This is a genomic window from Hydrogeniiclostridium mannosilyticum (assembly GCF_003268275.1).
Taxonomy (GTDB): Bacteria; Bacillota; Clostridia; order Oscillospirales; family Acutalibacteraceae; genus Hydrogeniiclostridium; species Hydrogeniiclostridium mannosilyticum.
Genome location: NZ_QLYR01000056.1, coordinates 1 through 363, shown reverse-complemented (window position 1 = coordinate 363; position 363 = coordinate 1). Strand labels below are relative to the sequence as shown.

General features: G+C 54.0%; 1 protein-coding gene. It reads right to left on the bottom strand.

Features of this window, described 5'->3' with window-relative positions:
- Positions 1–94: 94 nt before the first annotated feature.
- Positions 95–363, bottom strand: a 269-nt coding sequence (locus DPQ25_RS14875) for a hypothetical protein (RefSeq protein ID WP_177577160.1), incomplete at its 5' end; no start/stop codon positions are given.

The following is a 363-nucleotide window of genomic DNA, read 5'->3' as shown; positions in this document are numbered from 1 at the left end:
AGCTTTATTATATCCCATGATTTATTTCCGGCTAATTTCAGTGAAATAAATCCACAGAAAAAAGCCCCGGATCACTCCGGGGCTCTCTTTCTATCTATTCTGTTTTGCCCTTGCCTTCCGCCGCACGCTTGACCGCCGCAAACGCGCCGTTGCTCGCCATGCTCACCAGCGCCGCATTCAGCGGCAGGATTGCCCAGGATGTCCACTCTGTAAAGTCTCCGATTGCCGCCGTCGCCGCGCACAGAAGCACCAGCGCCAATAGGTAGCTGAGCCATTGTGTTGGCAGCTTCGGGATTAGATTCTTGAGAAACTGGGTCAAAATCCCCGTTGCCGCGGTTGCTCCCGCGAATGTCGCCAGCATTT